The sequence below is a fragment of the Rhodococcus sp. EPR-157 genome (genome assembly GCF_001647195.1).
Lineage (GTDB): Bacteria > Actinomycetota > Actinomycetes > Mycobacteriales > Mycobacteriaceae > Rhodococcoides.
Genome location: NZ_LVCV01000318.1, coordinates 22,952 through 48,729, shown reverse-complemented (window position 1 = coordinate 48,729; position 25,778 = coordinate 22,952). Strand labels below are relative to the sequence as shown.

25 protein-coding genes and 1 tRNA gene are annotated in these 25,778 nt (G+C 62.9%); 12 read left to right on the top strand and 14 right to left on the bottom strand.

Going from position 1 to position 25,778, the window contains the following annotated elements:
- Positions 1-634 (top strand): dTDP-glucose 4,6-dehydratase (locus A2J03_RS14885; protein ID WP_156520401.1); only part of this gene is annotated, 634 nt, incomplete at its 5' end.
- A gap of 13 nt (positions 635-647) precedes the next feature.
- On the opposite strand, the gene A2J03_RS14880 is transcribed toward A2J03_RS14885, so the two are convergent.
- The 5 genes from A2J03_RS14880 to A2J03_RS14860 are packed head-to-tail and all read right to left on the bottom strand — an operon-like array spanning position 648 to position 6,211.
- Positions 648-1,481: a glycosyltransferase family 2 protein gene (locus A2J03_RS14880; protein WP_068375296.1), complete on the bottom strand. Its 834-nt coding sequence runs from the start codon at positions 1,479-1,481 to the stop codon at positions 648-650.
- Positions 1,478-1,936, bottom strand: coding sequence for a GtrA family protein (locus tag A2J03_RS14875; protein ID WP_231912545.1), 459 nt, complete (start codon positions 1,934-1,936; stop codon positions 1,478-1,480). Before A2J03_RS14875 ends, A2J03_RS14880 begins: the two co-directional genes overlap by 4 nt.
- Positions 1,933-2,874, bottom strand: a complete 942-nt coding sequence (locus tag A2J03_RS14870; protein WP_068375292.1) for an NAD-dependent epimerase/dehydratase family protein — start codon at positions 2,872-2,874, stop codon at positions 1,933-1,935. The genes A2J03_RS14875 and A2J03_RS14870 overlap by 4 nt, the downstream gene beginning before the upstream one ends.
- Positions 2,871-3,875 carry a glycosyltransferase gene (locus A2J03_RS14865; protein WP_068375327.1) on the bottom strand — a complete coding sequence of 335 codons (1,005 nt, stop codon included), beginning with the start codon at positions 3,873-3,875 and terminating at the stop codon, positions 2,871-2,873. The genes A2J03_RS14870 and A2J03_RS14865 overlap by 4 nt, the downstream gene beginning before the upstream one ends.
- A 50-nt stretch (positions 3,876-3,925) precedes the next feature.
- The gene (locus tag A2J03_RS14860; protein WP_231912544.1) at positions 3,926-6,211 is read right to left on the bottom strand and encodes a hypothetical protein; all 2,286 of its coding nucleotides are present in this window, start codon (positions 6,209-6,211) and stop codon (positions 3,926-3,928) included.
- 212 nt (positions 6,212-6,423) lie between these two features.
- Here A2J03_RS14860 and A2J03_RS14855 point away from each other — a divergent pair, with 212 nt between their 5' ends.
- Together A2J03_RS14855 and A2J03_RS14850 are read left to right on the top strand one after the other, a co-directional pair.
- On the top strand, positions 6,424-8,316 hold the full coding sequence (locus A2J03_RS14855; RefSeq protein ID WP_156520400.1) for a glycosyltransferase: 1,893 nt from the start codon (positions 6,424-6,426) through the stop codon (positions 8,314-8,316).
- A 7-nt stretch (positions 8,317-8,323) separates the two neighbouring features.
- Complete coding sequence (locus tag A2J03_RS14850) at positions 8,324-9,835, top strand: glycosyltransferase family 39 protein (protein ID WP_068375289.1); 1,512 nt, start codon at positions 8,324-8,326, stop codon at positions 9,833-9,835.
- A 56-nt stretch (positions 9,836-9,891) separates the two neighbouring features.
- On the opposite strand, the gene A2J03_RS14845 is transcribed toward A2J03_RS14850, so the two are convergent.
- The 5 genes from A2J03_RS14845 to A2J03_RS14825 form a co-directional block, all read right to left on the bottom strand.
- A complete protein-coding gene (locus tag A2J03_RS14845) occupies positions 9,892-10,746 on the bottom strand; it encodes a TylF/MycF/NovP-related O-methyltransferase (RefSeq protein ID WP_068375315.1) in 855 nt (284 codons plus the stop codon).
- Positions 10,747-10,914: 168 nt separating this feature from the next.
- The gene (gene glfT1 / locus A2J03_RS14840; protein WP_068375286.1) at positions 10,915-11,823 is read right to left on the bottom strand and encodes a galactofuranosyltransferase GlfT1; all 909 of its coding nucleotides are present in this window, start codon (positions 11,821-11,823) and stop codon (positions 10,915-10,917) included.
- On the bottom strand, positions 11,807-12,628 hold the full coding sequence (gene wzt / locus A2J03_RS14835; protein ID WP_068375282.1) for a galactan export ABC transporter ATP-binding subunit Wzt/RfbE: 822 nt from the start codon (positions 12,626-12,628) through the stop codon (positions 11,807-11,809). Before wzt ends, glfT1 begins: the two co-directional genes overlap by 17 nt.
- Positions 12,629-12,639: 11 nt before the next feature.
- Positions 12,640-13,515 carry a galactan export ABC transporter permease subunit Wzm/RfbD gene (gene wzm / locus A2J03_RS14830; protein WP_068375278.1) on the bottom strand — a complete coding sequence of 292 codons (876 nt, stop codon included), beginning with the start codon at positions 13,513-13,515 and terminating at the stop codon, positions 12,640-12,642.
- Positions 13,516-13,604: 89 nt separating this feature from the next.
- Positions 13,605-14,192 (bottom strand): bacterial proteasome activator family protein, encoded by a 588-nt coding sequence (locus A2J03_RS14825; RefSeq protein ID WP_068375275.1) that lies wholly within the window; start codon positions 14,190-14,192, stop codon positions 13,605-13,607.
- A 165-nt stretch (positions 14,193-14,357) separates the two neighbouring features.
- Here A2J03_RS14825 and A2J03_RS14820 point away from each other — a divergent pair, with 165 nt between their 5' ends.
- Positions 14,358-15,560 (top strand): cysteine desulfurase-like protein, encoded by a 1,203-nt coding sequence (locus A2J03_RS14820; RefSeq protein ID WP_068375272.1) that lies wholly within the window; start codon positions 14,358-14,360, stop codon positions 15,558-15,560.
- Between the two features lie 3 nt (positions 15,561-15,563).
- Here the strand turns inward: A2J03_RS14820 and A2J03_RS14815 are convergent, their stop codons facing one another.
- Together A2J03_RS14815 and mgrA are read right to left on the bottom strand one after the other, a co-directional pair.
- Positions 15,564-16,544, bottom strand: coding sequence for an NAD(P)H-quinone oxidoreductase (locus A2J03_RS14815; RefSeq protein ID WP_068375269.1), 981 nt, complete (start codon positions 16,542-16,544; stop codon positions 15,564-15,566).
- A gap of 25 nt (positions 16,545-16,569) precedes the next feature.
- Entirely contained in the window at positions 16,570-17,604 is a 1,035-nt protein-coding gene (gene mgrA / locus A2J03_RS14810; RefSeq protein ID WP_068375265.1) for an L-glyceraldehyde 3-phosphate reductase, read from the bottom strand.
- An 84-nt stretch (positions 17,605-17,688) separates the two neighbouring features.
- On the opposite strand from mgrA, the gene A2J03_RS14805 reads away from it, so the two are divergent.
- The gene (locus A2J03_RS14805; protein ID WP_442971356.1) at positions 17,689-18,186 is read left to right on the top strand and encodes a MarR family winged helix-turn-helix transcriptional regulator; all 498 of its coding nucleotides are present in this window, start codon (positions 17,689-17,691) and stop codon (positions 18,184-18,186) included.
- Between the two features lie 52 nt (positions 18,187-18,238).
- A tRNA-Ser gene (locus A2J03_RS14800) sits at positions 18,239-18,328 on the top strand.
- Positions 18,329-18,537: 209 nt separating this feature from the next.
- On the opposite strand, the gene A2J03_RS14795 is transcribed toward A2J03_RS14800, so the two are convergent.
- A complete protein-coding gene (locus A2J03_RS14795; protein ID WP_197480780.1) occupies positions 18,538-19,968 on the bottom strand; it encodes an MFS transporter in 1,431 nt (476 codons plus the stop codon).
- A gap of 233 nt (positions 19,969-20,201) precedes the next feature.
- On the opposite strand from A2J03_RS14795, the gene A2J03_RS31115 reads away from it, so the two are divergent.
- The 4 genes from A2J03_RS31115 (at position 20,202) to A2J03_RS14780 (ending at position 22,778) form a co-directional block, all read left to right on the top strand.
- Positions 20,202-20,369: a hypothetical protein gene (locus A2J03_RS31115; protein ID WP_197480779.1), complete on the top strand. Its 168-nt coding sequence runs from the start codon at positions 20,202-20,204 to the stop codon at positions 20,367-20,369.
- Between the two features lie 8 nt (positions 20,370-20,377).
- A complete protein-coding gene (locus A2J03_RS14790; protein ID WP_231912543.1) occupies positions 20,378-20,794 on the top strand; it encodes a winged helix-turn-helix transcriptional regulator in 417 nt (138 codons plus the stop codon).
- A 252-nt stretch (positions 20,795-21,046) separates the two neighbouring features.
- Positions 21,047-21,706, top strand: a complete 660-nt coding sequence (locus A2J03_RS14785) for a response regulator transcription factor (RefSeq protein WP_068375256.1) — start codon at positions 21,047-21,049, stop codon at positions 21,704-21,706.
- A gap of 82 nt (positions 21,707-21,788) precedes the next feature.
- A complete protein-coding gene (locus tag A2J03_RS14780) occupies positions 21,789-22,778 on the top strand; it encodes a ScbA/BarX family gamma-butyrolactone biosynthesis protein (protein WP_331712378.1) in 990 nt (329 codons plus the stop codon).
- A gap of 23 nt (positions 22,779-22,801) precedes the next feature.
- On the opposite strand, the gene A2J03_RS14775 is transcribed toward A2J03_RS14780, so the two are convergent.
- On the bottom strand, positions 22,802-23,446 hold the full coding sequence (locus A2J03_RS14775) for a ScbR family autoregulator-binding transcription factor (RefSeq protein WP_068375250.1): 645 nt from the start codon (positions 23,444-23,446) through the stop codon (positions 22,802-22,804).
- An 86-nt stretch (positions 23,447-23,532) separates the two neighbouring features.
- Between A2J03_RS14775 and A2J03_RS14770 the strand changes: the two genes are divergently transcribed.
- Both A2J03_RS14770 and A2J03_RS14765 read left to right on the top strand, forming a co-directional pair.
- Positions 23,533-24,378: an NAD-dependent epimerase/dehydratase family protein gene (locus A2J03_RS14770; protein ID WP_068375307.1), complete on the top strand. Its 846-nt coding sequence runs from the start codon at positions 23,533-23,535 to the stop codon at positions 24,376-24,378.
- Positions 24,379-24,699: 321 nt separating this feature from the next.
- On the top strand, positions 24,700-25,674 hold the full coding sequence (locus tag A2J03_RS14765; protein ID WP_197480778.1) for a GGDEF domain-containing protein: 975 nt from the start codon (positions 24,700-24,702) through the stop codon (positions 25,672-25,674).
- Positions 25,675-25,778 lie beyond the last annotated feature (104 nt).

Below are 25,778 nucleotides of genomic sequence, written 5' to 3'. Positions count from 1 at the left end.
CGGCGACCTCGAACTGGACGATCCGGCACGATTCACCGAATCCACCCCGTACAACCCGTCGAGCCCGTACTCCTCGACCAAGGCGTCGAGTGATCTGCTGGTGCGGGCGTGGGCGCGATCGTTCGGTGTGCGCGCGACAATCTCCAACTGCTCCAACAACTATGGCCCGTATCAGCACGTCGAGAAGTTCATTCCACGGCAGATCACCAACATCCTGTCGGGCCGTCGCCCCAAGCTCTACGGTGCCGGGCAGAACGTTCGTGACTGGATCCATGTCGACGACCACAACGGTGCCGTCTGGACCATCATCGACAAGGGTGCGCTCGGTGAGACCTACCTCATCGGCGCCGACGGCGAAAAGAACAACCGTGAGGTGCTCGAGACCATCCTCGAGGAGACCGGTCAGGCGGCCGACGCCTTCGACTTCGTCACCGACCGCCCCGGCCACGACCTTCGCTATGCGATCGACTCCACCAAGCTGCGCACCGAACTGGGCTGGACCCCGCAGTACGTCGACTTCCGCAGCGGAATGAAAGCGACCGTCGACTGGTACCGGGACAACGAGAATTGGTGGCGCCCGCAGAAGGATGCGACCGAAAGTGGTTACGCCCGAACGGAATCAGTGCTTTCCTAGTTCTTCGACATGCCTAGTTCTTCGACATTCGGTGACGTAGTAGCAGGTAGACTGCGCGGCGCATGAACGAGGTGGCGAGGGCCTTGCCGTTGCCGAGTCGAATGTCTGTCGCGGACAGGAGACCTGGCTCCAGAGCTCCGAGTGAACGATGGAAGTCGGCCGCTTGTCGCGCCTGCTGGGTCGCCAGTTCGACGCTCCACTGACCGGAGTTGATACGGAACGTGGCAAGCGGCCGTTCGATGGCGACGACGTCACCCTGTAGTGCGACGCCGATGAACGTAGCCTGGTCGATGAGGTACGGGTGGTTGTTGTCCCACAGACCGATCTCCCGTAGCGCCGACAACTTCATCATGACGCAGCCTGGTTCGCCGAAGATGTTGGCGCCCGCGCGTACTGCAGTCCGGGCAGCGACGCGCCCCGATACTAGTCCGGACAGTCCACCGAGTCCGCGGGCGGCGATCACCGTCTTGCCGTTCGCGTCGATCAAGGTGCGTTGTGACGCAACGAGAACGGCCGACGGGTGCTCGTCGAACGCTGCGACCTGAGCTTCGAGGGAGCTGGGAAAGATCGTGTCGTCCCCGCAGACGAGCTTGACCAATTCGCCTGTCGCCTCAGCGGTGACCCGATCCCAGTTCCGTTTCGCACCGCCGCCTGTCTCGGTCGTGAGCACTCGAATCCGCGAATCGTCGTACTTCTCCACTACGGCAAGCGTCTCGTCGGTCGAGGAGTGATCGGCGATGATGAGTTCGAAGTCCGTGAACGTCTGATCGAGAATGGATTCGATTGTCTCACCGATGTATTCCGCGTTGTTGTACGCGGGTACGACGACTGATACGCGAGGGCTCATGTGGTTGTCTTTCTACGAAACGAAAAATCCCGATAGCCGAAGAAGCTGGCGACTGCCATGATCGCGGTGACGACCAATTGCGATGGGATCGGTGGGAAGTGCAGAAGCGACACCGCGACGGTCATCAAGGAGATGTTCGCGACGAAGGCGCCGAAGTTGACGATGAAGAATCGCACCAGGTCTTTGAAGAAATGCCCTCGAACTCGGAATACCAGATACCGGTACAGTGCGAAGGCGCACAGCACATTACAGAGGTAGCCGAGCACGATTGCAGCGTGATAGCCGTACTGTTCACCGATCAGGAGCTGGAATACGATGAACCATCCGGTACCCAGCGCGGTATTGACGCCGCCTACGAGCAGAAACGCAAGTGCCTGATTCTTGACGATGCGCATCAGCGGGCCGGGCGAACCGGTCATCCCCGCCGGCGGCGGGGGAGTGTGCGATTCGGTCACCGCCCCGCCGCCAATGCCTGTCGAGTCGCGTGCAACGTCGACGCGATGCCAGCGGGCAATGTCCTGTGGGTTCGTCGATCGATGTCGGTCAACACAGTCGACCGCAGACGGAGATCGCGGCCCTGAAACGCGGCGAGGGGTGATGCGGCGAGGACGACGTTCGGGCGTCGACGAAACACGGTGCGGCAAGCCCCGAGGATCGATCCGATGGTGACGGCCGATCCCGAGGCGTAGATCTTCGTCGTCGGCGGCGATGATCGTCTGGATGATAATTCCAGTGTGTCAGCGACCATTTCGGCGGCGTCCGTGACGAAGAGATAGTCGCGGAGAGTGTCCATCGGCACGTAGATCGACACCGGTGATGCCATCAGATACCCGCGGCACAGATGCGAGATGAGTCCCTGCGGTTTCCCGAGATTCTGTCCCGGACCGTACAGGTTCGCGAAGCGTCCGATGACGACGTCGGTTCCTGTTCTGACGCCGAATTCCTGTGCGATCGACTCGGAGTCGAGCTTTGCACGGCCATAGTCACCGAGCGGAACCGGTTGCGTCGCTTCGTTGTGTGGCGCACCCGTCGAGCCTGCATAGACGCCGCCAGCCGACGATGCGAGAAAGAAGGTGCCGTTGCCGCGGCGTTCACCTGCCACGGCGCTTACCTTGGCCAGAATGTCGGCGACGAGTTCGTTCTCGAGTGCGAATTGGTCGGCCGTCGTTCCGTTGACGCCGGCGCCAGCGGCCCATACGATGTTCCACGTGTCGTCGCCGGTGGCGTCGAAGAAGTCGGTACATTCCCGCAGCAGAAGCGATTTCGCTGATCCGTGATCTGCCCACGGGACGATGCTCGTGCGGACTCGGTGACCCCGGCGGCGGAGTTCACGGGACACCGAGGAGCCGAGAAGCCCTCCGCTTCCGATGACCCAGGTGCAGTTCGTGCTCACGCGGGCGTCGTGGGTTCTGGTGGCCCGTCCCGAGTGTCTGTCCGACCGAGCGGCCCGTCGGCCGGGTCGGCGACGATGAGGTAGGGCGGCTTCCCCATGGCTGTCTTGACGTTGACGCCGACGTATTCCGCGACGACTCCCAGAGAGAACAGGGTTGCTCCGAAGCCGAACAGCAAGATGACCATCGTCGATGCCCAGCCTTGTACTTCCGTGCCGACGTCGAACACGAGATACGACGCAAGCACCCACAGCACGAGCACGAGACCGAGGATTGCGAATGCGACACCGATGAAGCTGACCAGTCGAAGACCTTTGGTGCCACTGGAGAGCACCATGCGCCAGAAGTGCGAGAGCAGTGTGCGTACGTTGTAGCCGGAGCGTCGGCCATGCTCCTCACGCAGTTCGACCGGACTCGTGGTGACCTCGCCCGCGATCCACCCGAGGGCGACGTCGAGGTAGGCCTCGGAACCCGCGTAGGCGGCGACGGATCGGCCTACCTCACCGAGGACGAGTCGGTAGCTCTGGTAACTGACTGTGCTGTCGGCGCCCATTGCCGTGGCGATGAGCCATTTCGATCCCCGTGATGCGGCGTTGCGCCATATGCCGTGCGGTGCGGCGTTGGTCGGCTTCGCGTAGACCACTGAGGACTGACGATCGAGGGCTGTGTCGAGCAGCCCGCCGATGTCGGCCGGGTCGTGCTGCCCGTCCTCGTCCATCGTGACGATCCACTCGCCGCCGCTCGATGCCATACCTGCGAGGGTCGCGGGATGCTGCCCGAAGTTTCGGCTCAGCCACACTCCCCGCACGAACGAGTGGTCACGCACGAGTTCGCGAATGACGTCGGCCGAGCCGTCGGGACCGTGATCGAACACGAGGAGTACTTCCTCGACGACGAGCGGCCGGCCGGACGGTGAGTACGTGCGTGTCGTCAGCGGAAGGATTTCGTCGATGAGGGCCCGCAGTGTCCGCTCACCCTGGTAGACCGGCACCACGATGGAGATGCGGTGCGCGGCGGGGACAGCGTCGGACGGGTGGGTCACGGGTTGCAAGCCTATCTGTTCGCTGCGGAACTACTCGATTCCATGGTCACATCTACGGCAGTGTCCTCGGCCGGAGGTGATTGTGCCGGGCGACGGCGTCGTACATCCAGAACCACCAATGCGAGCAGCAGCAGAACGCCGCCGGCCATCCCTGCCAATCCAAGCTTCTGGCCGGGGGGCCGGAACTCGATCGCCAGGTCTGCGTCCGTCGTGCCCGGCGGGAGGTCGACGTAGAGAAAGATGTCTGCCAGCCCCTTGGTCTGGAGCGGCTCACCGTTCAGAGTAGCGGTGTATCCAGGCCACGCCAGGCGGGCGAAGACGACGCTTCCACCGTCCACCGAGGTGACGCGAACGTGCTCGGAATCGGCGCTCGACGACTCCGGAACGGCCGTTGCGTCGACCGTCGCGACAACGCGGCCGATGTCGGCCGGTATCAGTCCGTCGACGCGTTCGAGGACGTAGGTCTGACGCGCGGAGTCGGCGGTCGGTGGGGTCACCCACTCCCAACCTGCGGGAGCCTCACGCGCGTCGGCCAGCGGGTACTGGTTCTTCTGGAGTACGACGCGGTCCAACCGCATCAGGTCGGCGAATGTCTTGCCGGTGTACGGCTCGATCAGGAACAGACGTCGGAACGCGTCGGAGCACGTCGAACCCTCGTGCTCGAAACAGAGCAGGTTGGAGAAGTCTTCGTAGCCGACCGGGGTGTAGGCGTTGACGTAGTCGAGGCCCATGATCTTTGCGGAATTTCCGTACACCTGGGAGTGCCAGGGGAGCCTGGGATCATCGGCGGTGTCTGCGCTGGTCTCCGTCAGTGTGCGATCACCGAGTTGGAGCGTCGCTCCCTGCCACTGAGGGAAGCCGGCGTCGGCTTGCGACTGCGAGGTCGGGAGCCACCACTTGTCGAACGGCGGATCGTAGGAGGCCACCTGGTACATCGCGACGGGGGCGATCGTGGCAATGAGAAGTGCGGCCGCAGCCCTCGTCGAGAAGCGGTAGGCAAGGAAGACCACGAGGCCGCCGACGGCGACGATCAGGAGTCCCGACACGACGTGACGACCGAACAGTTCGGGACCGGACGATCCGGCTCGAAGCACCAGAACGAACGTCAAGAGCGATGCGGCAAGTAGTCGCGGGCGAAGTCGATCGAGCGTCCCGTAGCGACTGAGAAGGACCACTACGAGTATCAGTGCCACGATCGCAACGAACGGCAGGATGCGTGCAGGCCATCGGATGGGCCCGATGTCGCTCGGCCCTGCAGTGAACACGAGCGCGAAAACGAGCAGGATCAGCGGCGCGGTGAGCTCACGCAGCGAATCGGGAACCCGCCGCCACGCGATGAACGCAAGCGCAGGGATCAGAAACCATGCGATGTACGTGACCGGGGAGGCAGTCGTCTCGCCCGTCCACGACTCGATGCTGGTCACGGACGACGGGATGCTGGCGGTCAGGGTCTCGGACCAGGGAGCCGTCAGGAAGTTGTCGTTGAAGGTGCCTTCGTCACCACTGCGCCAGGTGACCGACGAGGTCAGCACGCCGGGAAGGAACGTGATGGCGCCGCATGCGGCCGCTGCGATACCGACTGCCGCGACGCGGGCAGCTGGGCGCCACCTCCGCTGGTGAACGAATTCACCGATCACCACGGCCCCGATCATCACTCCCGCCATGACCGCGGCGTGCACGTAGCCGACGCTGATGGCCAGGTAGAGGAAAACGAAGGGCACGATCGGACCCGATCGACTGCGCGCGTAAGAGACCGAACTGGCCCACGCGTTCATGATCCACGCGGTGCCCATCAGCGCAGTGACCCACGAGGTGTTCTCGAAGAACAACGTGAAGCCGACGAAGGGAGCCGAGGCCGCGGCGACCGCCGCCCATGCTGGCCGGGCGCCGTAGACGAGTGCCACTCGGTAGACACCCCACGCGAGCGCGATCGAAAATGCCAGTTTGACGACTGTCGCGAGTAGGGCGAGGTTGTCGATCGACGGCGAGATGTAGTTGATCGCCATCTGAACCGGATTCCACAGACCCCCCTGGCCCTCCACCGGGTAGTTACCTGCCATCCACTGGTCGAGGACCAGCGACGGAAACTGACCCTCGCGCATGATCCGACCCAGCTGCAGCCAGTTGGGGACTGCGCCGGATTCTGTGTCGTCGATGTAGAAGAACCGCGGATCGACGGCGAGGACGAGGCCGTAACCGATCACTACGACGACGGCAATCAGGGCGCCCCACGCGAGACGCTCCCTGCGGCTGCCGAGCACGAAACCGTGCGTGCGCTCTGTTCGGCTGAGGGTCACTTCTGCTCCGTGAGTATGGATGAAGACACACGACTGTATCCCGCAGTGCCGTACAGATCCGAAACGACGCGGCGCTGCGTGCGTTGGGGCGTCTCGACGGCGGCCTGTGCGACCATGGATGGTGGCACGGAGTTCGCATGGGTTCGGCGCCACACTGCACACGGCTCGATTCGAGAAGAGACTCGAGCTCGAAAGATGGGGTATCTCCAAGTATGGACGGCACTGCACTCAATCGTCGGAACGCGCCGCAGAACGGGCTGACAGGTAGCGGTGCAGCCGGTTCCGACGCATTGACGGCTCAGCGCCTGCTGTTCGACGGGCCATCTCCGCTGGTCAGTGCCGATATGTACGCAAACGTTGTCAAGGGCAATGCGGAGCGGGCTCGGTATTTCGCAAAGCTCGCCAAGCGGACCGTGGTCGAGACCAACAGCTATTTCGGTCGTTTTCCGGCCAGCTATTGGCAGCGATGGACCGAGGTCACCGAGGTTCGGTTCGGCGCAACCGTCACCGGTTCTGCACGCATCGACATCGTTGCCACCGACTTCAAGGGTCGAAAGCGCACGGTCGCGAGCACCACCGTCGACACCGAGGGCCAGGCCAGCCGGATCGTCGTGCCCGCCAAGGTCCAGCAGTTCCTCGATGGTGGCGCACTGTTCGTGCGATTCACCACCGGTTCGGGTGAGCTGACGGTCGAGGATGCGGATTGGACCGTCGACGCGCCCGAGAAGCTACGTCCCACCTCTGTCGTCATCTGCACGTTCAATCGTGCCGACGACTGCGCCAACACTGTCGCGGCAATGGCCGACGATCCGATTGCACTGCACGGCGTCGACAACGTGTACGTCGTCGACCAGGGCACCGACCAGGTTCAGACGCGGCCGCTGTTCCAGCGCGTAGCCGCCGAACTCGGCACCAAGCTTGTCTACATCACCCAGCCCAACCTCGGTGGCGCAGGTGGCTTCACGCGCGGGTTGTTCGAGGTCCAGGGCAAGGGCGGAGATCCAGCCAACGTCGTGTTCATGGACGACGACGTCCTGTGCGAACCGGAAGCCATCGTCCGGATGAATGCCTTCGCCAACAAGACCGTCGAGCCTGCGATCGTCGGCGCGCAGATGCTGTATCTGCTGCATCCTGATCGCGTGCACGTCGGAGCAGAGGTAGCGAACCTGCAGAAGCTCGAAGCAGGCCTGCACGTCAAGAACGCGATCTCCGACAAGAGTGCATTCAAGAAGAAGCAGGACATCCGCGTCGACGCCGGCTACAACGGATGGTGGTCCTGCCTGATCCCGTCCGAAATCGTCGCGCAGATCGGGTATCCACTACCGCTGTTCTTCCAGTGGGACGACATCGAGTACGGCTATCGGGCTCGCGCCAACGGCTTTGCGACCGTCACGTTGCCGGGTGCTGCGGTGTGGCACGCGGACTTCGCGTGGAAGGACTGGGACGAATGGCACCGGTACTTCAACCTGCGCAACGGAATGATCACGGCGGCACTGCATGCCGGTCTCGACGGTAGGAAGCTGGCGCGCCAGCTGAGTACCGATCTGTTCCGCTACCTGGTGTCGATGCAGTACGGGATGGCGTTCACGTTGATCAAGGCCATCGAGGACTTCCTGGTCGGGCCGAGCAAATTGACCGACGGCGGTATGGATGCGGCGTCGTCGATTCGGCGTGACCGGGCTGCATACAACGAGACCAAGCGCTACAACGCGAACGCGGTGCCCGACATTCGGCCGGCGGACATGGTCATCACTACTGCGGGCCCGAATCCGAAGAAGAGTCTCGAATGGGCCGTGCTTGCCAAGCGGGTAGTCAATCAGTGGCGAGGCAGGCTGCATCCAGGTCCTGTTGCGATCTCTGCCGACGACGCGCACTGGTGGCATGTCTCGCTGTTCGCGCATGCCGTCGTTACCGATCGGTCACAAGAGGGTGTGCGAGTTCGTAAGCGCGACAAGGATGCTGCGATCGTTCTGCTCAAGCGCGGCTTGACTGCTCTGCGACGACTGCGCAACGAAACCGAGGTTGTCGCGGAGTCCTACCGGTTGGCGACGCCGGAGCTGACGAGTCGGGAGAACTGGGCGCGCCTGTACTCCGTCGACGAGTAACGTCTCGGTGGGTAGCGGTCGCGTAGGTACGGTCGGGGCGGCGAGTTCGGTCGGAGTGTTCGCTTTCGTCCTCGGTGTGCTGGGCAGTTGGGTTCCGTCCCTCTGGTACGACGAGGTCGCGACGGTGTATTCCAGCCGGAGGTCCATCGGCGAGCTCATCGACTTTCTGCGGTCCACCGACGCCGTTCACGGCGGCTACTACTTCGGTATCCATCTGTGGGGCAGTGTTTTCGGGTTTTCCGAGTTTTCGGTTCGATTGCCGAGTGCGATCGCCGTCGGGGTGGCCGCTGCGGGAGTGGTGACGCTCGCCGCCCGCTTTTCCGATCTCGATGTCGCGGTGTTCTCCGGCGTGGTCTTCGCGCTGCTCCCGAGGGTGACGTGGGCTGCGGTCGAAGCGCGTAGTTCCGCGCTCACGGCCGCGGCGGCGGTGTGGGCGACTGTTCTTCTGCTCGTGGCGTTGTCGTCACGAGCGCGCCTGTGGTGGGTTGCGTACGCGGTCGTGCTGACGGCGTCGATCGTATTGTTCGTCTATCTGGCGACGGTCGTCGTGGTTCATTTCGCAATTCTGCTCATCTGCAGGCGCTTTCGCGTGTCGGCACTGCCCTGGGCCTTGGCGGTTCTCGCTGCGCTGGTCGTTGCTCTGCCATTTCTGCGTGTGGTGCAACGCCAGGCGGGCCAGGTCGGGTGGATACCGCCGCTGGATGCGAACTTTGCGCGCATCGTGTTCGAGTACCAGTGGTTTCTCGATTCACCGGTGTTCGGTGTGGTGTTCGGGGTCGTTCTCGTCGTTGCATTGGTGTTCACCGTGCGCAGTCGTGAGCGGTTCCGGTCCGATGGTGGCGCATGCATCGCGATCGCACTCGTGTGGATAGCCGTACCGATGGCGGTCATGGTTGCGTACTCGCTCGTGAAGTCGCCGATATATCTGGACAGGTATCTGACGTTCACCACTCCCGCGGTTGCACTCCTGGGTGGGGTTGCCCTGGGACAACTTCGGGCGGTGCGCTGGCTGCCGTACGTCGCAATCGCCGCACTTGCACTCGCGCTGGTCCCTGGATACGCGAGTCAACGTCTGCCCGGGGCGAAGCCGCTCGGAATGGACTTCAGCGAGGTGAACGACTACGCGAGGGCGAGCATCGGACGGGGTGACTGCGTGCTCTTCGGCCGAGCCGCATGGAATCCGTCGTCTCAGCGACTGGTGGAAGACGTAGACCCGAGCGCATTCGCGAACGCGCGGGATATCGGGCTCGCAACCGACGCGGCCGAATCCGGCCAGCTCTGGGACGTCGAGAAGCCGTTGTCGGACGTGGACCTCGATATGTGCACCGTGCTCTGGTACTTCACCGATCGTGAACGCGACGAGGTCGAGAACCTCAGGTTGACGTCGAACGACAAATGGGCGCTGCAGCCCTATCACTTCGAAGACTCCAGTGAATACGCGCTGCTGTCCTCGCGTGGCCTACGAATCGACAGCCGAGTGACCTTCGATGGGACCCAGGTGGTTCGGCTGGTGCGGTAGGGGGCTCCGCCCCCAGTGGCCTGGTTGAGTGCACGCAGGTGCACTCAACCATGCCACTACAGCGACGGCGCTTTCCGAATCCGAACCACGACCTGCTCGTTGTCCGCGGTGTATCCGAGGTAATCGAACTCCGTTCCGGTGCGACCGACGAACTCGGTCCACGCGCGGTACTCGTGGTTTCGCCAACCCGGGAAATTGAAGTACTCGTCGAACACGATGACCGTACCCACGGCCAGACGATCCGCGACGAGGTCCAGGACCGTCACCGTCGACGAGTAGAGGTCGGCATCGAGGTGAAGAAACGCCAACTTGTCCTTGCGGCTCTTCAGGAACTGCGGCAGCGACTCCTCGAACATCCCCGGGACTATCTCAGCCCCAGGCACCTTCGGGACGCTCTCCTGCTCGAACAGACCCTTGGGAAACCCGGTACGCCATGTCTCCGGTAGCCCGGAGAAGACGTCGAACCCTGCGACGACCGTGATGTCCTTCTTCGACGCCATCTCCTCGGCGATGATCTCGAGAGTCGTGCCGCTGGCGACGCCGAACTCGAGGGCCATTCCAGGGACGGACACCTCGCCGAGCGCGAAGCGCAGCGTTGCGTGCGGGCGGAGAAATGTCGGGGCCTTGGGCATGACCTCTTCCGCGAACTCGGCGCTCTGCGCGGCAGCCTCGACATCCGACGCGTACGGGATGTCCCGACGCATACGCATTTCGAGTCCTCGAATGAACGCGTGCAGGTCATCGATCTCGCGTCGTTGGCGTTCGAGGATCTCGAGTAGCTTTTCCTGCTGGTGTCCGGTCTGCTCGGCGAGCTGCGCCGTTTGCTTGTCCAGAACCTCACCGATTGCGCGTTGCAACTTCTCCCGCGCCGAATGCCGAATTCGATCCGTCAGCTTCCGAGGTTCCGTCATGCGCACACGGTAGCCGAGGAGTCCGGTGCGCGTCTTGACGGCTCGTTGCGAGGGCTCGAACGGCAGGGTGCGCCTCCGGCGCACTGGCACGGTTGAGCGCACCAGAGGAACCTCAACCGCGCCACTGGGTGCGGAGCGCCCACCTCAGCCCTCGGTGCAAAGCCCACCTCAGCGGCGAAAGTGCTCCCGACGCCCGAGCCGGCGAAGCCGAAACCACTCCGCCAGACCCTTGGGGTTGTGAGTGGTCACAAGGAAGAACCAGCCGAACCGAATCCACTCCTGCGGGAGGAGCTTTCGCATCCCGGGCTGAGACATGAGATAGCCACGGTTGCGGTACGTGAAGTAGCGCTTGGTCGGATCGTCCGGATACTGGGTGTGCATCCGACCACCTAGGATCGGCTTGAACTCGTCGGCGCCGTTCGGGTGCACGTACGCCGCGGTCAGGCAGGTACCGAATTTAAGCCCCGAACGCTGCAGCCGGCGATGAACCTCGACCTCGTCGCCGCGCACGAACAGCCGCAGATCCGGCACCCCGACCGCATCGATAGTCGACGCCTTGAACAGGGCACCGTTGAACAACGACGCGATGCCTTCGAGTAGATCGTCGTCCGGATTGCGCGGATCGATCAGCTCGGATCGCAGCCGACGCCACTCGACGCCGCGGCGCAACGGAAACGCGAGTCGATCCGGGTCGTCGATGTCACAGACGACGGGGGACACCTCGTCGAGGCCGTGCTTCAGGGCGCAGGCATACAGCGTCGCAAGCACATCGGGACCTTCGGGACGCCCGTCGTCGTCGGCGAGAAAGACCCAGTCCGCACCGAGCGAGAGCGCATACAGAATGCCGAGCGCGAATCCGCCGGCGCCCCCGAGATTGTGATGCGACCCAAGATAAGTGGTCGGAAGGTCAGCCGATTCGACGAGGTCGCGAACGTCGTCCTCGTGCGCGTTGTCGACGACGACGAGGTGGTCGAGCGGGCGGCTCTGGTGCGTGATGACGTCGAGCGATCGAGCCAGCAATTCGCGACGCTTGTGCGTCACGATCACCCCGATTATTTTCTCACTCACCCGCGTCATCGCCCGGTCGTGCCGCATCCCGGGCGAGCTCTTTCAGAATCGTCGCCACATGATCGCCCGCATCGTCGCCCTCGTACGCGCGCACGACGTCTTCGATGCCGCCTTCCTGACGGATCTGGCCGTGGTCGATCCACATCGCACGGTCACACAGCTGTGCGAGGAACTCGTTGGAATGACTGGCGAAGACGAGGATGCCGGAACGCTTGACCAGCTCCTGCAGGCGAATACGCGCCTTCTTCATGAATTCGGCGTCGACCGCCCCGATGCCCTCGTCGAGAAGCAGGATCTCCGGATCGATGCTGGTGACGACGCCCATCGCGACGCGTACGCGCATACCCGTCGAGTAGGTCCGTAGCGGCATGTCGAGGTAGTCGCCGAGTTCGGTGAAGTCGGCGATCTCGTCCATCTTCGCGAGCATCTGCTTGCGGGTCTGCCCGAGGAACAAGCCGCGGATGATGATGTTCTCGTAGCCGGAGATCTCGGGGTCCATGCCGACGCCCAGATCGAACACCGGCGCGACGCGACCGCGAACCGAGGCACTGCCACGGGTCGGCTCGTAGATGCCCGACAGCAGACGCAGGAGCGTCGACTTGCCTGCGCCGTTGTGCCCGACGAGTCCGATGCGGTCGCCGTCCTTCAGGTTCATCGTGATGTCGCGGAGGGCTTCGACGACGACGACGTCGGAGCTGTTCCGGTCGATCGCTCCACCCGCTTTGCCGAGGAAAGCCTTCTTGAGCGAGCGCGTCTTGGCGTCGAAGATCGGGAAGTCGACGCACGCGTTGTGGGTGCTGATGCTGACGGACATGAGATGAGCCCCTAAACCCAGTAGGGCACGCGGGCCCGGTACTTCTTGAGAGCGAGAATTGTCAGCACCCATCCGACAACAGTGCAGCCGATGACGATGTACCAGTGATACAGCTGCTGCGGTTCACCGATCATCGGTGCGCGCACGATGTCCAGGTAGTGGAACAGTGGGTTGATCTCGACGAGCCTGGCCCGCTCGGCAGCCTGCCCGCCCTGATTGATCAGACCCTGAGTGGTCCAGACGATCGGCGTCATGAAGAACAGCAGCGTGACCATCGATCCAAGGATCGGCGCGATGTCGCGGTAACGGGTGGCGACGATGCCGAACAGCAGGGCGACCCACACCGCGTTGACGATGAGCAGCGCGAACGCCGGTATCGCGGACAAATCGGACCAGTGGAACGACGGCCGGAAGATCGCGATGATGATGACGTAGACGATCAGGTTGTGCGCAAACAGCAACACTTGACGCCACACCAGCCGGTACACGTGCACCGACAGCGCCGACGGCAGCTGCTTGATCAGACCCTCGTTGGCGACGAAGACGTCTCCACCTTCGAGGATCGCGGCACTGATGAAGTTCCAGATGATCAAGCCGACGGCAACGTGCGGCAGGAACGTCTTCAGGTCCATGTCCAGCAGGACGGAGTACAGCAGACCCATCGCCGTGGCCTGGACGGCTGTGGCGATGGTGATCCAGAACGGTCCGATCACCGACCGGCGGTAGCGCTGCTTGATGTCCTGCCAACCCAGGTGCAGCCACAACTCGCGCTGCGTGAAACCCGTCTTCAGGTCGCCGAATGCACGTTTGAAGGTGTACGAGTCCGAAACGGGAACGGTCACACGCTCTCCTGCTTCGTTCTCGGGATTCTTTGCTGGGGCCGACACGACGATCGACCTTACCCGCACCCAACACGTCGTTCCGCAGGCTCCACTCCAGAGCCGTCTGGGTCATTCCGCAGGCTCCGCTCCCGGCGCTACAGATACTGCCCGGTGCCGCTGCCGCCAGTGTGGCCCACACCACCGGGATTGAACGTGACGCCGGGAGGGAGAGCGCCCTGCCTCATCTGCTCCAGCTGGGCGCGGGCGGCCATCTGCTGGGCGAACAGCGCGGTTTGGATTCCGTGGAACACGCCTTCGAGCCAGCCGACGAGCTGGGCCTGCGCGATCCGAAGCTCGGCGTCCGACGGGATGGAGTCCTCGCCGAACGGAAGCGCGAGACGTTCCAACTCCTCCCGCAGCTCAGGTGCGAGCCCCTGCTCGAGTTCGCGGATCGAGGACTCATGGATGTTCTTCAACCGCGTCCGGCTCGCGTCGTCGAGCGGAGCTGCGCGCACCTCTTCGAGAAGCTGCTTGATCATCGTCCCGATGCGCATGACCTTCGCCGGCTGCTCGACCATGTCCGAAAGGGGAGTTTCGCCGCTTTCTTCTCCCTCGCTGGCCGTCGCACGTGCCGCGGCGGCGGTTGCCTCTTCACGGCTCAGTGCGAGAGGCTGTCCGTTCGGGCCGATCACAACGACATGGTCACCGGCTTCGGGATTCGACTGCGAGTCCGATTGCGTCATACCGCCATCCTTACGTGTTGTGCGGGATTGCGCGACGAGCGGGGCCGATTATCCTGTTCAGGGCCGGGTATGGAGGGAAGTTTCGCGTGCTAGACAGCAATACAGTCGAGCCCAATAGGGGATGTGGAACACACGCTTACGAAATCGGCGCTTAGAGTGTCCGGCATGGGGTACGACGTCGCACGGGTCCGAGGGTCTATTCCCTCTCTTGGCGACGGCTGGATCCACCTCGATCCGCAGAACGGGATGCAGATTCCCGATCGTGTGTCGACTGCCGTGTCCACAGCGTTTCGCGGAAGTGCGCCGACTCACACGTCGGGCCACATGTCTTCTCGACGCAGCGCAGGGCTACTCGACGCGGCGCGGGCAGCCATCGCCGATCTCGTCGGTGGAGATCCTGCCGGTGTGGTACTCGGCCCCGACCGCGGGACGTTGCTCGCATGGCTTGCGGAGTCGCTGTCATCGCGTCTCGGCCTCGGAACCGGCCTCGTGCTGTCGAGGCTCGACGAGGAAGCGAACGTGGCCCCGTGGCTTCGCATCGCCAGCCGCTACGGCGCACAGGTCCGGTGGGCCGAAGTCGAGATCGATACGTGTGAACTTCCGAGCTGGCAGTTCGAGGAACTGATCACCGCCACGACGCGGCTCGTCGCCATGACTGCCGCGTCCTCGATCGTCGGCTCGGCCCCCGATGTGCGCGTGGCGGCAGATCGAGTGCACGCGGTCGGCGGCCTCATCGTCGTCGACGCTGCGGGCGCGGCGCCGTACGCGCATGTCGACATCGAAGAACTGGCTGCCGACGTCGTGGCCGTCCAGGCATCGGCATGGGGTGGGCCCCAGGTGGGTGCATTGGTCTTCCGCGATCCGAGCCTGCTCAACCGGATTCCGTCGATGTCGCTCAATCCGCTCGCCAAGGGCGCCGAGAGGCTGGAGATGGCGGGGCACCAGTACGCGTTGCTGGCCGGGGTCGTGTCATCGATCGACTATCTTGCCAATCTGGACGACGCCGCGACGGGCACGCGACGCGAGCGTCTGCAGCTGTCCATCGGGTCGCTGCAGGATTACCACGATCGACTGTTCGACTACCTGCTGCGTTCGCTCGGCAAGCTCGACCACGTCATGGTCCTCGGTGACGCGCCGAGTCGAATTCCGACCCTCAGCTTCACCGTCGCCGACACGTCGGCCGAGAAGGTCGCCGAGCATCTCGCACAGAACCGTATCGGCGTAGTCAGCGGAATTCACAGTGGCAGCAGGCTTCTCGACGCCTTGGGCGTCAACGAGGAGGGCGGTGCCGTCACCATCGGACTTGCTCCGTCCACGACGCGGTACGAAATCGATCAGCTGGTGAAGTGCCTCGCTTCTCTGACGTAGCGGCTACTGCACCCTCAGGATGACCTTGCCGATTGCATCGGCGTCGAGCATTCGATGTGCCTCTGCCGCTTCGGTTATCGGAAGTTCGGCGTGAACGATCGGGCTCACGACGCCTTCCTCGATCATCGGCCAGAGCCGCGCCGTCATGTCCGCGACGATGTCCGCTTTGCTCGACGGTCCCGTCTCGGGGCGTCCGCGTAGACCCGCGGCATGGATGGTTCCGCGTTTGCCGAGCAGTGCGCCGAAGTCCAATTCACCCTTCAATCCACCCTGCATACCGATGGTGATGAGGGTGCCGTCCATCGCCAATGCTTCGACGTTGCGCGGCAGGTACTTTGCGCCCATGTTGTCCAGAATCAGGTCTGCGCCGTGGGTGCTGTCGCGCAGAACTTCGACGAAGTCCTGCTCCTTGTAGCCGATCAGAATGTCGGCTCCGAGCGACGCGCAGAAGTCGAGCTTGGCTTTCGAGCCCGCGGTGACGGCAACGGTTGCCCCGAGTGCTTTCGCGACCTGGATTGCGTGCGTGCCGATTCCGCTTCCGCCGCCGTGCAGCAGCACTACATGCCCGGAGCGAAGGCCGCCGTACATGACGAGGTTGGACCATACCGTCGATGCGACCTCCGGAAGTGCTGCTGCCGCATGGAGATCCAGGGCGCCCGGAATCGGAAAGAGCTGTGTTGCCGGGACGGCCACTTGCTCGGCGTAGCCGCCTCCGGAGAGTAGTGCGCACACTCGATCGCCGACTTTCCAGTCGTACACACCCTCACCGAGTTCGGAGATGATGCCGGAGCATTCGAGCCCGAGGGTCTCGCTTGCTCCAGGCGGTGGGGGATAGAAGCCCTGACGCTGCATCAGGTCGGCTCGGTTGACCCCCGCGGCGGCGACGTCGACGATGACCTGTCCACGTTCAGGGCGCAGATCCGGCACCTGGGTCCACTGCATCACGTCGGGGGATCCAAACTCGGTCAAAGTGATTGCGTGCATACGACCACCCTATGCGGCGCAGCGGTTAGATATCCCAGAGGTTGATCCCGAAGTCCCTGGCGTGCTCGTCGATGGCCGTGAGCTCTTCGGCGGTGAAGTCGAGGTTCTCCAGCGCACCGACGTTGTTCTCGAGCTGCCGGACGCTCGACGCACCGATCAGCACCGAGGTCACCCGTGGATCGCGCAGCGCCCAGCTGAGGGCGAGTTGTGCGAGCGACTGGCCGCGGGCGGAGGCAATGGAGTTCAATTCCCGCAGGTGCTCGACGTGCTCGTCGGTGAACCAGTCGGGGTTCAAGGACTTGCCCTGCGTGGCGCGTGAGCCTTCGGGGATTCCGTCGAGGTACTTGTCGGTGAGCATTCCCTGCGCCAACGGAGAGAACGCGATCGCGCCCGCGCCGACCTGCTCGAGAGTCTCCAGCAAGCCGTCCTCGATCCACCGGTTGACCATCGAGTAACTGGGCTGGTGGATGAGCAGCGGAACGCCTGCAGCTGTCAAGAGTTCAGCCATCTTCGCGGTGTTCTCCGGCGTGTACGAGCTGATGCCGACGTAGAGAGCCTTGCCCTGCTGCACCGCGCTGATCAATGCGCCCGCGGTCTCCTCGAGTGGGGTGTCGTGGTCGGGGCGGTGGCTGTAGAAGATGTCGACGTAGTCCAGCCCCATCCGTCCGAGCGACTGGTCGAGCGAGGACAGCAGGTACTTCCGTGAGCCGCCGAATCCGTAGGGGCCGGGCCACATGTCCCATCCGGCCTTGCTCGAGATGACCAGTTCGTCGCGGTATCCGGCGAAGTCCTCGCGCAGGATCCGACCGAAATTCTGCTCCGCACTGCCATAGGGCGGGCCGTAGTTGTTGGCTAGATCGAAGTGGGTGATTCCAAGGTCGAACGCGCGTCTGAGTACGGCACGCTGGCCATCGAGGGGTGCGTCGTCACCGAAGTTGTGCCACAGGCCGAGCGAGATCGCCGGCAACTTCAGGCCACTGCGGCCGGTGCGGCGATACGGCATCGACTCGTAGCGGTCTTCGGATGCAACGTACGGGGTATCGATGTGTGGTTCGGGCATCTATCGAGACTATGCCGAGTCCGGCGAACGGACGTCGAGCACGCAGAGCTACTCATCGGTAAGTCGAGTGCCTAATATGATCGGGTGACGGCCGAACGATCCTTTGGTCCAGGGGGGGACCCGCAGTGGCTCGATACTGCGGAAATGAGAGCGTGGCGCGCCTATGTCGACGGCGGCCAACGATTGATGGGGGTACTCAACAAGGATCTGCAGGATGCGCACAACCTGACGATGGCCGAATATCGCATCCTGGTGATGCTGTCGGAGTCGCCGGACGGATCGTTGCGAATGAGCGAGCTGGCCGACGGTGTTCTGTCGTCCCGTAGCCGCCTGACACATCAGATTCGACGAATGGAATCCGACGGGATGGTCGAGCGCAGCACGTGCGTCGACGACGGGCGTGGCGTGCTGGCGGTCATCACCGACGAGGGCAGGCGTCGCCTGACGGAAGCAGCTCCGACGCATGTGGACAGCGTCAGGAAGCATCTGGTCGACCTGCTGACGGAACAAGAGCTTGCGGTTCTCGGCGACATCTTCGAGAAAGTCGACGCCGCGATGGAAAGATCCGACGTCAAGGGCTGATTGGCCTCGCCGTGCGCGGAGCGTTTAGTATCTCCACGTACGAGTGAGACCAGGAAGCGTGGCAGAGCGGCCTAATGCACTCGCCTTGAAAGCGAGAGACGTGTAAAAGCGTCCGTGGGTTCAAATCCCTCCGCTTCCGCCAAATGTTCGTTACTCAAACCCGACCCACCCGCAAGGGTGGGTCGGGTTTGTTTGTGCCGGTCGAAGCTGAGCAGCGTTGCTAGGTCGTTGGCCTCGATGTCTCACCAAACGCGAGGCCGAGCTGCAGCGCATCGAAGAGCAGAAATCGACGCCAACCGCGTTCGAACCAGCCGGGAGCGAACGGGCACGAATCCGGTCTTACCTGCCTGATCACGCATTCTCAGTCTGTGCTTTCGGAACCGCAGTTTCGGTCCGAGGGCGCAGGACGATCGCGGCGAGGACTGCCCCTGCGAGGGTGAGCGCAGCTGCGACCAATCCCGCGAGACGGAGGCCGGCGACGATGGAGTCGGAGGTCGCATCCGGACCGACCCCAGCTGTGGCCACCGCGACCAGGGCTGCGAGACCGACGGCCGATCCCAGATATTGGGCTGTCGAGGCGAGCGCGGAGGCGATACCCTGCCGTTCCAGCGCCACTCCGGTCGAGACCGACACAAACAACGCGGGAAAGGCGAGCCCGGCGGACGTTCCCCAGAGGAGCACACCCGGTAGCACTGCCCAATAGGAACCGTCGACGGACATGCCGAGCGCCAACACGACCATCGACACGGTCACCCCTGTCATGCCAATGACCAGGGTGGATCGAATACCGAGCCTGCCGAGAAGGAGGGGTACCAGCTTCATCGACGCCAGCAGGCTGCACACGCTGAGTGGCAGGAACGCGAATCCGGCCGTGAGCGGGGTGTAGCCCAGCACTGTTTGAAGATAGGTTGTGAACAGGTGGTACTGCGTTCCGACAGTACCCATGAACAAGAAAGCCCCCGTCGTCGCGGCGCCCACGTTGCGGTTGCGGAAGATGCTCAGCGGCAACAGCGGATCGAGGGTACGGGATTCCACCAACACGAACAGGCCGACCAGCACGACGCCGAGCACGACCGCTGCTAAGCCGCGCACCGTCAGCCAGCCGATTTCAGGGCCGGATACCAACCCGAGTACGACGAGGGTGAAGCCGGCGGTGGCGAGCACCGCGCCCGGCAGGTCGAAGCCACCGGGTCCCGTAGCGGCGTCCTTGCCGAGCAGAGCTGGTGCTGAAGCCAGCGCGATCACCATGAGCGGCACGTTGACGAAAAAGACCCATTCCCAGCCGAGCAGGCTGGTGAGGACTCCACCTCCGAGCGCGCCGACCGCGGCGCCGCTCGCGCCTGCGGCACCCCAGATCGCGAGTGCCTTGTTGCGCGCCGCCCCTTCGGCGAAGTGCGTGGTGACGAGCTTCAACGTGGAGGGGGTGAGCAGTGCCGCGCCTAAACCTTGCACCGCCCTGGCGAGCACCAGCGCAGTGGGACCCTCCGCCAGCCCGGCGGCAAGTGACGACAGACCGAACACTGCGAGGCCGGCGAAGAACGTGCGGCGCGCGCCCAGTCGATCTGCGGCCCTGCCACCGAGGAGCAGGAAGCCGCCGAGGACGACGGTGTAAGCGCTGACGACCGTCTGCAGCGACTGCTCCGAGAATTCGAGGTCCCGGCCGATCTGCGGAAGGGCGACGAAGACTATGTCGAAGTCGACCGCTGTCATGAACTGGGCGAAGGCGAGCAAGGCCAGGGTGAGCCCCGGCCGGGGGACTGAGCGGGGCGTGGGGCCTGACACGGGGTCCCTTTCGTCGTTATGATTTCCGACCACCCACCATCGTCTGTGCCGCCGATGAGCTGAAGAGGGAACATTTGCATTCACCGAGGAACAGCGATGTGACCGTCCTGCTAGTGCCGGCAGACAGAACAGCGGTATGGCGTAGATCACCGTGCGGAGTCGGTGACAATCGGAGGACCCTCCGATGGGCCGTTCGGGTCCATCCTGGTCACGCCCCATGACACCCACGCCCCATGACACCGTCGTACGGTGGCCCGCTTCGTCGAACAGGTCGAGGGATACCGGATCTGGCCGAAGTGACCGCCGAGCAGGTCGCAGAGTTATCTCGCCCGGAGCATCTACTTCTCGAGGTGCGGTCGGCCGCTTACGAGGGAGCGGCATCTCAGGCCCGTTACGTATGATAACAAGGGTGACTGATGGTAACGAAGGTATGGTCCGCCCGGAGAAAATCCACAAGGGGGCGACCGCCGCCCATGAGGCCGTCCGGCAGGTCTGCCCGCTCAACGAAGTCCTGGATCGGGTGAGTGGGAAATGGGCCATCGGCGTGCTCACGCTGACCGGTGCGGAAGAGGTCGTACGATTTACCGAGTACGAACGTGCCATCCCGGGCATCAGTAGGCGGATGCTAACTCTCACACTGCGAAATTTGGAGCGGGACGGTTTGCTGCACCGCACGATCTACGCGACGGTTCCGCCCAAGACGGAGTATCGACTCACCGATGCGGCTCGGGAACTCGCTCAGACCCTCTCATTGATCACCGATTGGGCGAAACGCCATCAGGCCCATATTCATACTTCCCGCGTCGATTACGACGACGCCCGCTGACATACCGGATTGGCCTATCAGAAGTTCGTTTGCTCGAATGTCGCGATCATCCGGTCAGGATCGGGATTGAGAGGCACTGATGGACTGTCGGCAGGCGTCGCGTTGAAAGTAATCGAGTAGCTCGCCGCACCACCACCAACTCTCGCCTACTTGTCCGGACTCACTCGCTGGTAGACAGCTGCAAACCAACGATCTGGTTTCGAAGCGATTGAAACGCGCATGATCTGGCCATGACCCGGCGGTGTTGTCGCCATGACAACATCCAGCCCCGTCACCGTGTACACCTCCGCGCGTGCTCGTGGATTCGCTAACGCCATCGTCGCTGGACTCGCGGCACGAACACACTTCGACTCGCAGACCATGGATCGTCGACTCCTCGCGCAGCACGTCGCAACCCGCAGCACAGCGGTCGTTCTCCTGTCGCGCGGAGACATCGCGTGGGATCACACAGAGCTTTCGGCGATTAGGGATGCGATCCTGATCGGCGGTCTCGATAGCAGCGCATCATTGATTCGCGGCCTCGCAGGCGGCGCCCAGACGGCGATCAGTGCTCACCTGCCGTTCGAAGCGCTGCTCGATGAACTGCACACCGCTCTCGACCCACGTGACAGTCGTGCACGGCGAGACAATTTTGCACTGATGCGGCGCATTCGGATCCGCGCCGAGGAAGCTACGCGCATCGATGACCTGACCGACCGCGAGTTCGAAATCCTGGGACTCGTGTACACCGGCCACAACGCCGACACCGTTGCGCGGATAGCGCATGTCTCACTGACCACAGTCCGAGCCCACGTCCGACACATCCTGCACAAGCTCGATGTCCACTCCCAGGTCGAGGCGTGCGCGATGCTCCGTCGGTCTGGTCGCGGTACTCGCAGAGACCGGCTGGAAACCCAGATCGGCCGTTACTAGCCATCGCCTGTGCCCGGCACGCAACCAGCACACGCCGGGTTCCGGGCGTTCGGATCGGACTTCCCGTCCGTGAAAGTCGTCAATGGTGACGATTCGCAGACCAACAAGGACGTCGAGAATTGGAGCTCGCACGCCACCGAAGCAGCGTGGCGATTCCGAAAGGTCCGCTACTTCAATGGAATACGTAAGAACTGTCCCGCGCCACCTGGTTCACCGGCATGCTGTCGCAGAAGTGTTCGTGACGGACTACCGTTTCGAACCCGAAGCGGCGTACGAGGTAGGCATACAGCTGCCACCCGCTCACCGAATCTTCGATACATCCAGCGGGCACCACGACCCGCTCAGCGTGGCAGAGGCATTCCGGCAAGCTGTAGTGCTCCTCTGCCACACTCGGTACCACATCCCTTCGCACCACAGCTTACTCATGGAGACATTCAGCCTGAACATGCTCGGATCGCATGGCATCCCGACGACATCCGCCCCGCTGGCATTCGATCTGACCGTCAACAAGCTGAGCTACCGCGACGATGCAGTCTCGGGAGTCGACGTGTCCGGCACCCTGAGCGATGGATCGAAGGACATTGCCAGGTGCAATGCCGTCGCACGAGGGGTGAGCCCCGACGGGTATCGACGCATCCGGCGTGGCCGCGAGAATCAGTACCCGAGCCGGCGCACGACCCCGCCAGGGTCTGTCACCGTCCGCCCCGGCCGGGTAGGACGCCTGTCGGAACCTGATGTGCTGATCAGTGCCAACGATGCTCGACGAGTCATGTTCTGCGACCCGGACCCCCAGAACTCCGCCCTCCTGGACCACCCCGTCGACCACATTCCCGGCATGGTGGTCTTCGAGGCCGCCCGGCAGGCTGTGCGGTATCGCTCCGGCAACCCCGCAGCTCAGATCCACACCCTTTCCGCAGTGTTCCCCCAATTCACCGAATGGGAGACCCCTTGTGAGATCTCCACGTCTGTCCTCGCCGCATCGGCGCAGGAGCCGACTCGGTACTGCATCCGGTTCACTCAGGATGATGCACTTACGGCAGAACTGGAACTCTCCGTTGAAGACAGGTCATGAATGTCCTTGGTGGTCGGTCGATATCAAGCGGTCAGCGGCTCCCACTTGCGCGGGGGAAGTGCTGCCAGCTGCAAGACGTGAGCCAATCTGTTCTTATCGACGATCGTGGGCAACACCAAGGCCCACAGCTGGCTCAGCCGCTCGTACAAATCAGCTCTGCCCGTCAGCATCTCCGAGAGGATCTGCACGCCGGTGAACGACCCGACGATGAACCGGGCCAGCGCATCGATGTCCGTACCTTGGACGATATCGCCGTCCGAAGCAGCTTGTTCCGCCACCTGTCGGATGGAGTCGATCCAGTCCAAGTACGTTTTTTCGATCGGACCTTGGATACTGCCGATCTCCATCGTCAGACGCATGCCGCCTCGCGCGATGGGCTCGGTCACAAGCTGTCGTGCCATTTCCTGGGAGACGAACACCAATGTCTCGATCGCGGAATCGGAATGCGCCGCCACGAGTTGGGCGCCCTCCATCGCCATGCCGTGCTGCGCATCTATGACTGCGTGCGCCAGCTCTTCCTTCGACGAGAAGTGAAAATACATCGCGCCCTTGGTGACACCGGCGTGTTGCAAGATCGTAGTCAGGCTGGCGGAGTAACCGAACTTCTCGAAACTCTTTGCAGCTCCCAAGATCACGGCCTGGCGCGTGAGAACAGCACGCTCCTGCATTTGTTACCCAACTCTCTTCACCGATGGCTTGTCTCGCAACGATACGTTGGGAGACATCCCAACAGGACCTTCAACACGGACACACCGTGGTAACACTCGTGCTCGGAGCTACTGGGTTCATCGGATCTGCCGTCATACGGCAGTTCGCCGCTCGCGATTATCGCCGTGTGATCGGCTTCGTGCGGACAAAGCGCGACGCCCAGGAGCTGGCGGCCGCTGGAGTGGCCGCATGGATCGGAGACGTCAGTGACGTCGATTCCCTGCGACGTGTCATGGCTCAGGTAGAGACTGTCATCAGCTGCGTGTCCTACGTCGGCCACGATGAACAGCGATGCATAGACGTCAATCAGCGAGGTACGCAGAACATAGCGACCATCTCGGCGGAAGCCGGCGTCGATCGGTTGCTGTACGTGAGTACCGCCGCCGTATATGGGCCCGGCCCATTTCGAGACCTACCCGTAGACGGTGTGCCAATCCGACCTCGGTCACCCGCTAGCCGAACGAGAGCGGCAGCAGAGGTGTACGTGCGTGACGCAGGAGGACTGGTCATCAGACCCCATCTCGTCTACGGGCCTGGCGACAAGTGGTTCTGGCCCGGTCTGCGGAACATGACGGACAGGATGGGTTTCATGATCGACGACGGATCCGCGCTGCACTCCACGATCCATGTTGACCATCTCGCCAAAATCATTGCGGATCTGTCCGAGAAGGGCCCAGTCGACCACGGTCGGACTATGCACGTGAATGAGTCACGGCCGTCGCACGTAATTGAGATTTTGAAGCAGATCGGCAGAGCGACAGGATGGGATTTCCCGAGACACTCGATCACGCGAGAGTCAGCACTCTTGCGCGCTGAGGAGCTAGGAATCGATACCAAAATGATCAACCTTATTAGCCGAGATCATTGGTTCCGCTCGTTGGATGATGTCTGACGCTTGGCAGGCTGGGTCATGAGACGGCGACGAACTCATTCATCAACGCAAGTCTCAAAGTCTCTGCGCGAGTGAGGTTATGTCCGTCTACGCTGGCAGGCGACAATGCTCACTCCCCGGAGTGCGCTCGCACAGAAACCGCTATTGCAGTAGGCCTCGCGCAGGCGCGGCGGGCGTTCCACTACGGAGTAGCCCCATTCTGGTGACCTCTGGTAGCAACTGCGTGCTATTCCCTCACGGTCCGACGTCCGAAGGTTCGACACGTCTTCGACGCGGTCGGTCGGCAAGCGAGTTCGCCGTCGGACGTCGAGAATGTTCGTCATGGCGCAGCGACTCCGTGGTCCGGTGAGCAACCTGAAGACCCGGCTGTGGACCAATCCGCCCTTTGCCAACGTCACGTCGCTGGCCGCTGCGGTCGTCGCTGCCAGCGGCGTCCTCGACGCTGTCACGTCGGACCCGGGCGTACTCGGGAGTGCGTGGACGTGGTTGTGGACAGGCGTTGCTGCTGTGGCTGTGTCGATCCCGGCTGTGTTGGGAAGCAGGTTCCCGCCGGTCTGCGCCCTGGCCGGGGGCTACCTGTTCATTGCGGTCACGGCCGTACAGATGGCTGTTTCCACGCAAGGATTCGTCGCGATCAACAATCTGATCTTCTACCCCATGCTTGCGTGCTATCTGGGGTGGTTCTTCAGCCGTCTGACTGCGAGATCGGCGACGGGCGTCGCCATCACGGCATCGGGTGTAGCGCTCGCGTTCAACCCGACCAGCGCACTCGTGGTGACATGGCTCAACTTGATGCTCGCGTCTCTGTTCTGTCTCGAGGCCGCGAGCTACCTGCATCGGCGGCTACAGCGACAGGTCGAAACGGATCCCCTCACCGGTGCGCTCAACCGCATCGGGTTCCGTCGGATCATCGCCAAACAACTGCGCGATTTCGAGAGGACGACGGTGCCGCTTGCACTGGTGATAGTCGACTTGGATCACTTCAAACAAGTCAACGATCAGCACGGACACCACGTCGGCGATCAGGTACTGACTCAACTCGTCGCCGAGGTGCGCGCCAATGTCCGATCCACCGATGTGGTCGCCCGAATCGGCGGCGACGAATTCGTCATCGTCTTGCCAGGTATCGACGAACATGATGCACGGGTGATCGTCGACCGACTTCACGCCACTACGACGAGTTCCTGGTCGTCGGGAATGGCCTTCAGTCAACACGGCGACACCGTCGACACTGTTCTTGCGCGCGCGGACCTGCAACTGCTCGTCGCCAAGCGTGCGTCACGTTCTCTCGACTGAGGTTCGCAACCGGCGACGGCGAAAACGAACCCGGCAGGAAAGATACTTTGTGTTCATTCCAGCTGGCACGCAAATCGGTGCATTGTTCGCTACGATCCACACAA

Bases quoted from the DNA above. Each gene is read 5' to 3' on its own strand.
- A2J03_RS14880 (WP_068375296.1), bottom strand. From the start codon at position 1,481: ATGAGCCCTCGCGTATCAGTCGTCGTACCCGCGTACAACAACGCGGAA.
- A2J03_RS14775 (WP_068375250.1), bottom strand. From the start codon at position 23,446: ATGCAGGAGCGTGCTGTTCTCACGCGCCAGGCCGTGATCTTGGGAGCT.
- glfT1 (WP_068375286.1), bottom strand. From the start codon at position 11,823: ATGACGCGGGTGAGTGAGAAAATAATCGGGGTGATCGTGACGCACAAG.
- A2J03_RS31115 (WP_197480779.1), top strand. From the start codon at position 20,202: ATGACACCGTCGTACGGTGGCCCGCTTCGTCGAACAGGTCGAGGGATA.
- A2J03_RS14855 (WP_156520400.1), top strand. From the start codon at position 6,424: ATGGACGGCACTGCACTCAATCGTCGGAACGCGCCGCAGAACGGGCTG.
- A2J03_RS14780 (WP_331712378.1), top strand. From the start codon at position 21,789: ATGGTGACGATTCGCAGACCAACAAGGACGTCGAGAATTGGAGCTCGC.
- mgrA (WP_068375265.1), bottom strand. From the start codon at position 17,604: ATGCCCGAACCACACATCGATACCCCGTACGTTGCATCCGAAGACCGC.
- A2J03_RS14765 (WP_197480778.1), top strand. From the start codon at position 24,700: ATGGCGCAGCGACTCCGTGGTCCGGTGAGCAACCTGAAGACCCGGCTG.
- A2J03_RS14815 (WP_068375269.1), bottom strand. From the start codon at position 16,544: ATGCACGCAATCACTTTGACCGAGTTTGGATCCCCCGACGTGATGCAG.
- A2J03_RS14820 (WP_068375272.1), top strand. From the start codon at position 14,358: ATGGGGTACGACGTCGCACGGGTCCGAGGGTCTATTCCCTCTCTTGGC.
- wzt (WP_068375282.1), bottom strand. From the start codon at position 12,628: ATGTCCGTCAGCATCAGCACCCACAACGCGTGCGTCGACTTCCCGATC.
- A2J03_RS14845 (WP_068375315.1), bottom strand. From the start codon at position 10,746: ATGACGGAACCTCGGAAGCTGACGGATCGAATTCGGCATTCGGCGCGG.
- A2J03_RS14785 (WP_068375256.1), top strand. From the start codon at position 21,047: ATGACAACATCCAGCCCCGTCACCGTGTACACCTCCGCGCGTGCTCGT.
- A2J03_RS14825 (WP_068375275.1), bottom strand. From the start codon at position 14,192: ATGACGCAATCGGACTCGCAGTCGAATCCCGAAGCCGGTGACCATGTC.